The sequence below is a fragment of the Vibrio sp. V03_P4A6T147 genome, from assembly GCF_002241085.1.
Lineage (GTDB): Bacteria > Pseudomonadota > Gammaproteobacteria > Enterobacterales > Vibrionaceae > Vibrio > Vibrio anguillarum.
Genome location: NZ_NDIO01000065.1, coordinates 1 through 8079, shown reverse-complemented (window position 1 = coordinate 8079; position 8079 = coordinate 1). Strand labels below are relative to the sequence as shown.

Sequence of the window (8079 nt, the reverse complement as noted above, 5' to 3'; positions counted from 1 at the left end):
CCTTCCAAAAGGCTATACCGTGAATTTTATTACAGAGAACAAAATCCCCTTAGGTCGTTGGATGGAAAGTGGCGTTGACTGGCTGACCATCCATGCAGCCACATTTTTTGATACTGTTTCCTACTTACTTGAGACCATCATTTTATCTTTAGTTGATGTGTTTAAATGGATGCCCCCTGCCGTGCCGATTTTAGTCACCGCAGCCATTGCATGGTATCTGCATCGTCAGATTTCATTGGTGGTATTTGTTATTGCTGCCCTACTGCTTATTCTAAACCTTGGCTACTGGCAAGAAATGCTGGAAACCTTTGTCTTGGTGTTTGCCGCGACAACGATTTCCGTATTAATTGGCGTACCATTGGGCATTATCGCCGCGCATCGACCATGGCTTTATACGCTGATGCGCCCAATTCTTGACTTAATGCAAACCGTGCCTACCTTTGTTTACCTCATTCCAACGCTAGTTCTGTTCGGTTTGGGTATTGTTCCGGGGCTCATTTCGACCATTATCTTTGCCATCGCCGCCCCCATTCGCCTCACCTATCTTGGGATTACTAAAGTACCGGAAGAGTTAGTTGAAGCGGGTAAAGCATTCGGCTCTAGTCGTATGAACTTACTGCTCAAAGTGGAGTTGCCAGCAGCGCTACCCAGCATAATGGCAGGGATCACTCAGTGCATTATGTTATCACTCTCAATGGTTGTGATTGCCGCCTTAGTTGGTGCTGACGGCCTTGGCAAACCCGTGATTCGTGCACTCAACACCGTCAATATTTCTCAAGGTTTTGAAGCTGGTTTAGCCATCGTTTTAGTCGCCATCATTCTTGATCGTTTATGCAAAACCCCACATCAAAATAATAAGGACGCATAATCATGGACGCAATTACCATTAAAAACCTCGATGTTATCTTTGGTCAGAACCCAAATGAAGCACTGCAACGACTCGACGCGGGTGAATCTCGCCAAGAGATTATCGATGCCTGCGGTCAAGTCGTAGGGGTAAACAATGTCAGCCTTACTGTTAAAGAAGGCGAGATTTGCGTCTTGATGGGGCTGTCTGGTTCAGGGAAATCGAGCTTGCTACGCGCGGTGAATGGCTTGAATACCATCAGCCGGGGATCATTAGAATTAAAAGATGGCAAACGCTTTGTTGACCTTGCCAACTGTGATAAAGCAACGCTTCAGCATTTAAGAACAAATCGTGTCTCGATGGTGTTTCAAAAGTTTGCCCTTATGCCTTGGTTATCGGTTTTAGATAACGTGGCGTTTGGCTTAGAAATGCAAGGAATGAGTAAGAAAAAACGCCACCAACATGCTCGTGCTCAGCTAACAATGGTTGGCCTTGCTGAATGGGAAGATAAATTCCCCCACGAACTTTCTGGCGGCATGCAGCAACGTGTCGGTTTAGCACGTGCTTTTGCAATGGACAGTGACATCCTGTTAATGGATGAACCGTTCTCAGCACTTGATCCGCTGATTCGTGCGCAACTGCAAGATGAGTTATTAGATCTACAAAGCAAACTCAACAAAACCATCTTATTTGTTAGCCACGACTTAGATGAAGCACTAAAAATAGGCAATAACATCGCGATTATGGAGTCAGGAAAACTGATTCAGCACGGTAAGCCAGAAGAAATTGTCCTTACACCCAAAACGGACTACGTCAAAGAGTTCGTGGCACACACTAACCCTCTTAACGTACTAAAAGGACGTTCGTTAATGCAGCCCATCGAACAGTTAAAACAACAAGACGAACGTTGGCAGGTCTGCAAAAAACAGGATGTTTGGGTCGCACAACATGATAAAACTCTGACACTATATGGAGCAACGTCGACCGCTCTTATCCACTGGGATACCCAAGTCAGCGATATGTCGAACATTGATTCATCGATGATGATCATTACAACACCTGATATTGATATGCGTAGCGCGATTGAGTTGAAACATCGAACTCAAAATCCGATTCTTCTGATGGAAAATAATCAGCTCGTCGGCGTCTTAAGCGACCAAGAAATTTACAGTGCCCTACTGGGAGATTATCAAACCGAAAAGGCGGCTTAACACTCACCTCTGTACATTGCTGTCAATGTCATGTTAACGCCATCATACCGATGGCGTTATTTTCTAAGCAGGCTGTTGATTCTTAATCACATAGATCAAAAAAAGACGCTAAAAAGCGTCTTTTTTGTTTTTGGAGGCGCGACCCGGAGTCGAACCGAGGTCCACGGATTTGCAATCCGCTGCATAACCAGTCTGCCATCGCGCCTTTAATTTTTTGTTGCTCTTAATGAGCAAAGAATAGATGGTGCCCCGGGCCGGACTTGAACCGGCACGACTCGAAAGTCGAGGGATTTTAAATCCCTTGTGTCTACCAATTTCACCACCAGGGCACGCAATTCTGGATTGCGATGCCGTCAACTGAATCAGTTACACACCATCGAAAATTTTTTGAAGTACATTCGCTAGCTTTATTATTAATAACATTTGGTTATTAACAACATTTGTTATTCAACATTGCTTTGCAGCTTTTAATAACTTTGCTCATCTTGCTGAGCAACTAACTCCTGATATTGTTCTTTCGAGCTTTGCCGTGAGAACGAGGCGTACTTTAACGGATTAAGAAAATGAGTCAACAATAAATTTTCCACTTATGAATCAAGTGACTAAGAATCGACCCGCAAAGGATAGAAGGCGAACAATTAGAGCAACAATCCATCAGTTTTTATCAAGTGATCGTTACCATTTTTTCATCAGTCGCCCGACGAGATTAGGATGGTATGCCCAGCAGTGATCAAACATCGCCATCAACTGTGGATTACCATAGCGAGACAAACTCACCGCATGGAAACGATTTTTTTGATGTTTTAAGGTCGCGATTTTTTCTAGCAGAGCTTCCGGCGGTTTAGGTGCGATGAAATCCGACAATACGACCAAATCTGCATTGCGGTATTTGTCACTGTTCATCAGTTCAACCGATTGTTCTAGCACAGGGTCTAAATCCGTTCCGCCGTGAAATGAATAACTTAAAAAATCACTCGCTTCACGCAAGCCATCTTGCTTGGTCAGCTCATAGGTAATTTGCTGAGTAGAAAACAGCATCACGTAGCACTCGCGCCTCTCAGCAAGCGCGATCTGCATCAGAGCATAAGCCATCGCTTTTGCACACTGTTCTGGGAAACCACTCATGGAACCAGAAGCGTCCACACATACGATGAACGGCCCTTTTTCAATCTCAAACTGTTTGTGCTCTGGTTGGTACGCTTTGACTTTACGCAAGGTGCGAGACTTGCCTTGCATGCGATAGTTCATCAAGCGCTTATCCACTAAATGCTTGTAGAAAACCACCTCAAGTTCAGGATAGGCAAGAAACATGGTTTCGTTGGGTAGCAGTTTGTTCAGATCATCACTTTCGTGGATGCCGACGATGTCATCCGTCGCTTCGTCCGATTTTTCCTCCACCATTTGCAGCGCTTCGGCTGGAGTACGGTTGAGATCCGGGTCATCTACTTCGCCAGCCATGCGCCCAAGCTGTTCAGCAATCTCTTGCAATCCTTTGTTCTTTTTCAAAAATTCCGCATGGCGTTTCATGACACTAATGTCTGTTTTACTGAGCTTCGCCGATGCCATATCCCACAAGCGACCGACGCTGCTTTCATCACCCGATTCCGTGACTTTATCCATGTTTTTCATGGTTTCCATACGCTGGTACAAATCGGCCAACACTTTTTCTTTGTTACTTTCAAGTTCGTTGATTTGCGCTTGTTTAATCGCATGGCAAAGGCTTTGATACCATTGGTCACAAAAGAAATGAGGGAACATGGGGTTATGCAACCCCTTGTTTTTTTCGATTAAACGACGTGCTTGGAGATAAAATGCTGAGTGCCATTCCAACTGTTTGATTATCTCGTTAATCCGGGTAAAGAAGGTCTCTTCATCCCAGTGAATTACTTCTTGGTATAAGGTCAGCTCTTGTTGAAAACGCTCAGTTTCACACACTTTTGTAATGCGTTTTTTGACACTACCACGCCACTTAGTTAGGTGATTTTTAACTGAATTCGCCACGCCGCGGTTTTCAGCCATCATCATCACTTGCGAGCGCGCAAGCAAATCATTCACTGCCGTATCAATGATTCCCGAATCGGCAATCATTAACGCTAAATTTAAACCATCGGCACCAAGCATCTTCTCTCCTTACGCAAAAAACTGGTTTAGGTTTTTAAAACGAAGCACCGTTTTTTCGCATTCGGTATGAGTCGATTCAAGTAATTGCTGCAGATGCTGCAGCGTCGCTTCCATAGCGGTGGGCAACTCCGGATCAATGAAGTTATGCGGCAAAGCGCCGTGAAACTTAGAACGCACTTTACGCAAATGGTGTTCGGCATGTTGCAACTGTGCAACGGCTTGATCCGCTTTCGTAAGCCACTCTTGATAAAGACTTTCGTCTAAACCTTGCTCAGTCACCAAACTCACCAACACCGAGCGATTAGCAATATCTTTCAGAACGAGGTTATTACCAGCATCTAAATCAAATCTTAAACGGCACAAATTGGTATTTTGATTCACATAACCATACACATCGCCATGCCCCTCTTTGATCGTTCTTTCAAGCTCGCTTTTAGGCACATAAACCCAGCGGCTATCGCCTTTTTCGGCCTCAGAGACGGACATATTGCTTTGCAGCAATACCAATTTGACCAAGTCATGAGCGGTGCCTACCTGATAGGTTTTTGCCGATTTGGTATCAAACTGATGCACTTGCTTTTTAATCAAACCCGATGATGTTTCCAGCGAGAGCAACATGCCAAATTCAGACTCTAGCTCTTCTTGAATCTCAGCCAGCTCTTCACGACACACTACGATTTGATGTTCAACTTCTTGTTGGTCAAAAGCATGTTTCAACGCAAAGTCGCGTATAACGCGGCGCACAATATCGCGAGAATCGGGGCTATTCCAAAGACAATCTTGCAGCAGCAGTAAATCAAGCGGGTTGATTGAGTCGCGGCCATTAAAAAACGCACTCGCTTTGAGCAGCTTCACCGCTTTTTTCCAACGACGATCTGAAACGTACATATCAATACTTGCCGCAGCGGGCTGATTTTCAACGGCATGCTCTAGCATGTTTTTCAGCTCAAATAACTTTTCAAACACATCATCTGTCAACAGTAAATCGTCAAGTTGTCGCTGCCATGAGTGGTACTCTTCATCGGTAATCGCAAGCCCTTCAGGGATGCGCGCTTCTTGTGGCGTACCGACAGTCAGCATCGATTTGAAATTCTGCTTATTTTGAATACGGTTGACAAACACACGCACTAACATGCGATCGTACAAGGCATCTAAACCACTCTCTTCATCCGGTAATTCGTTCGATGCCGAAACCAGAAGACGCATTGGTACACATTCAATATCGCTCCCATTTTTGAAGGTTTTTTCATTCACAACCGTTAATAAGGTGTTCAAAATGGCGGGGCCTGCTTTCCAAATTTCATCAAGAAAAACCACTTGTGCGGTAGGAAGATAGCCTTTGGTTAGGCGAACATAGCGCCCATTATCTTTTAATTCTTGAATGCTTAATGGACCAAATACCTCTTCTGGTGTTGAGAAACGCGTCATGAGGTATTCAAAATAACTGCTGTTATCGAAGGCTTGGATCAGACGTTTCGCAATCAAACTTTTTGCAATACCAGGAGGGCCGAGTAGGAAAACACTTTCCCCCGCTAAAGCAGCCAGTAGACAAAGTTTGATGGTGTCTTCACGCTCATAAACACCATCCGATAAAGCCTTAGCAAGCTTATTTATGCGCTCTGAAAGTAGCGCTTTTTGCGCATGAGATGCAGGAGTAAAATTGATCACTTAAGCGCTCCAAATGGTTTGTATACATAACTTTATACGACTGTTATTGTTTTGTTACAAATAGATTTTAGTATAAGCGCCCACTTATAGCAGATCTCTTTTCTGTGAAATTCTTCGAAATCAATGTTTGCATATATGAGACTGACATCACTGATTGTGCAAGCAATATTGATACTTAGGTTATCGTTTTACTTTGTCTTAGCCACAGATTCTCGGTAAGGTTGAACCCTTATCACCATATCAGTCATTGGCTAGCCACAATTAAAGAAGAGTTTGCATGAGCAAAACCATACATACATGGAAAACCATTTCATTAGTGCAAGAGGATGTAACCCTTCCTACCGGCAAAAGCATTGAGCACACCACCATAGTCCATCCGGGCGCGGCCGTGATTTTGCCGATCACAGAACAAGGCGATATTATTCTGATTAATCAGTTTCGCCCCTCACTCAAAAAGTGGTTGTTAGAGCTCCCAGCAGGCACTTTAGAAAAGGGGGAGCTTCCAGCCGAATGCGCGCACCGTGAGCTTGAAGAAGAGACAGGGTACAGTGCAAGTGAGCTGATCACTTTAGGGCAAGTCACACCATTAGCTGGATTTTGTGACGAAATACAGCACCTGTTTGTCGCTAAACAGTTGAGCAAAACTGCACGATTATCATGCGACGATGATGAAGTCATTGAGGTGGTGACGCTTTCGATCCAGGAATTGGAGCAAAAAATCATCACTGGGCAAATCACAGATTCAAAAACTATTGCCTGCCTAAGTAAGGCGAAGCTGTGTGGCTATCTATAAAATACTTAGCTATCGATAAAGTGCTTAGTTATCAATAAAGCACAAGCACAGATAAGCATTGAAGTGAAAATGCTTCTAGCAAAAATAGAAAAACGCATGAGGAGATTATATGGATTTTCGATCAGATACCGTTACTAAACCCACCGCCGCGATGCGTGAAGCAATGGCTAATGCCGACGTGGGTGATGATGTGTATGGCGATGACCCAACCGTCAACGCCTTAGAAGAGTGGGCCGCGCAGCGACACGGTTTTGAAGCGGCGCTATTTACCACGTCAGGCACACAAGCCAACCTGCTGGGTTTAATGTCACATTGTGAGCGTGGCGATGAGTACCTGTGTGGCCAACAAGCGCACAACTACAAATATGAAGCTGGGGGCGCCGCGGTTCTTGGCTCTATTCAGCCGCAGCCAATCGAAAATAACCCTGATGGCACGTTAGACTTCGATAAACTGCGCGCGGCCATTAAACCTGATGATGCCCACTTTGCTCGCACGCGACTACTTAGCCTTGAAAACACCATCAATGGCAAAGTTCTACCACTCGCCTATTTAGCGCAAGCGCGAGCGTTTGTTGATCAACACCATTTGGCACTGCATTTAGATGGCGCGCGCGTATACAACGCCGCTGTAGCGCTGGATGTGGATGTTAAAGAGATTGCGCAATACTTTGACTCAATGACGGTCTGTTTATCTAAAGGGCTTTCCGCTCCTATCGGCTCGCTGCTGTTGGGTTCAAAAACCTACATTGCCAAGGCTCGACGTTTAAGAAAAATGCTCGGTGGCGGCATGCGTCAAGCCGGCATTTTGGCCGCAGCAGGCCATCTTGCATTGACTGAACAAGTCACTCAGCTGAAGACTGATCACGACAATGCCCAATATTTAGCGCGCAAATTAGCGGACTTAAACGGGTTTTCCGTCAATCCAGATTTAGTGCAAACTAACATCGTATTTGCCAAATTAGCTGATTCTATCGATATCCATACAATTACCAATCAGTTGGCGCAAGATGGAATAAAAGTTTCGCCAGGCAATCCGGTACGTTTTGTGACCCATAAAGACGTCTCACACGATGATATTGATTTTCTAATCAGCAAACTCTCCCTTTATCTCTGATCCAATTAACATTGTGCAGTCATAACCTTATCATCGGTTATGACTGCCAAAGCGTTTTTTCCGTGAAACTACCTCTCAAATCTGGTACAACTGCGCTCGTTAAAAAATGAGACGAGTTAAAAAATGACCAAAAGACAAGGCCGCCGAAGTGCCACTGATGCCCAAAAAACCAAAAGAGACATTCTAGTGGTCGCTGCGGATCTGTTTTGCGAGCTAGGTTATGCACGAGTGTCATTACGAACGATCAGCGAAAAAGCTGGGGTTTCGCACAGTTTGCTGCGTCATCATTTCGGTAGTAAAGAGCAAATATGGCGCAGTATCAGCG

General features: G+C 44.7%; 7 protein-coding genes and 2 tRNA genes. 5 read left to right on the top strand and 4 right to left on the bottom strand.

Going from position 1 to position 8079, the window contains the following annotated elements; genetic code table 11:
* Positions 1 to 19 precede the first annotated feature (19 nt).
* Positions 20 to 868: a choline ABC transporter permease subunit gene (gene choW / locus B9J84_RS02320; RefSeq protein ID WP_017048787.1), complete on the top strand. Its 849-nt coding sequence runs from the start codon at positions 20 to 22 to the stop codon at positions 866 to 868.
* 2 nt (positions 869 to 870) lie between these two features.
* Complete coding sequence (gene choV / locus B9J84_RS02315) at positions 871 to 2058, top strand: choline ABC transporter ATP-binding protein (protein WP_094123447.1); 1188 nt, start codon at positions 871 to 873, stop codon at positions 2056 to 2058.
* Between the two features lie 131 nt (positions 2059 to 2189).
* Here choV and B9J84_RS02310 read toward each other — a convergent pair.
* The 4 genes from B9J84_RS02310 to B9J84_RS02295 all read right to left on the bottom strand — a co-directional run bounded on the left by B9J84_RS02310 (position 2190) and on the right by B9J84_RS02295 (position 5847).
* A tRNA-Cys gene (locus tag B9J84_RS02310) sits at positions 2190 to 2263 on the bottom strand.
* A 37-nt stretch (positions 2264 to 2300) separates the two neighbouring features.
* Positions 2301 to 2387, bottom strand: a tRNA-Leu gene (locus tag B9J84_RS02305).
* 346 nt (positions 2388 to 2733) lie between these two features.
* The gene (gene viaA, locus B9J84_RS02300) at positions 2734 to 4179 is read right to left on the bottom strand and encodes an ATPase RavA stimulator ViaA (RefSeq protein ID WP_019283198.1); all 1446 of its coding nucleotides are present in this window, start codon (positions 4177 to 4179) and stop codon (positions 2734 to 2736) included.
* Positions 4180 to 4188: 9 nt separating this feature from the next.
* Positions 4189 to 5847 (bottom strand): ATPase RavA domain-containing protein, encoded by a 1659-nt coding sequence (locus tag B9J84_RS02295; protein ID WP_094123446.1) that lies wholly within the window; start codon positions 5845 to 5847, stop codon positions 4189 to 4191.
* A 277-nt stretch (positions 5848 to 6124) separates the two neighbouring features.
* On the opposite strand from B9J84_RS02295, the gene B9J84_RS02290 reads away from it, so the two are divergent.
* From B9J84_RS02290 to B9J84_RS02280, 3 genes are all read left to right on the top strand, one after another.
* Positions 6125 to 6640, top strand: a complete 516-nt coding sequence (locus B9J84_RS02290; RefSeq protein ID WP_017048791.1) for an NUDIX hydrolase — start codon at positions 6125 to 6127, stop codon at positions 6638 to 6640.
* Positions 6641 to 6749: 109 nt separating this feature from the next.
* On the top strand, positions 6750 to 7754 hold the full coding sequence (gene ltaE, locus B9J84_RS02285; protein WP_094123445.1) for a low-specificity L-threonine aldolase: 1005 nt from the start codon (positions 6750 to 6752) through the stop codon (positions 7752 to 7754).
* Between the two features lie 123 nt (positions 7755 to 7877).
* On the top strand, positions 7878 to 8079 hold a 202-nt coding region (locus B9J84_RS02280), incomplete at its 3' end, for a TetR/AcrR family transcriptional regulator (RefSeq protein ID WP_143698825.1).

Coding starts and splice junctions, on each gene's coding strand:
- choV (WP_094123447.1), top strand. CDS start 871: ATGGACGCAATTACCATTAAAAACCTCGATGTTATCTTTGGTCAGAAC.
- viaA (WP_019283198.1), bottom strand. CDS start 4,179: ATGCTTGGTGCCGATGGTTTAAATTTAGCGTTAATGATTGCCGATTCG.
- B9J84_RS02290 (WP_017048791.1), top strand. CDS start 6,125: ATGAGCAAAACCATACATACATGGAAAACCATTTCATTAGTGCAAGAG.
- ltaE (WP_094123445.1), top strand. CDS start 6,750: ATGGATTTTCGATCAGATACCGTTACTAAACCCACCGCCGCGATGCGT.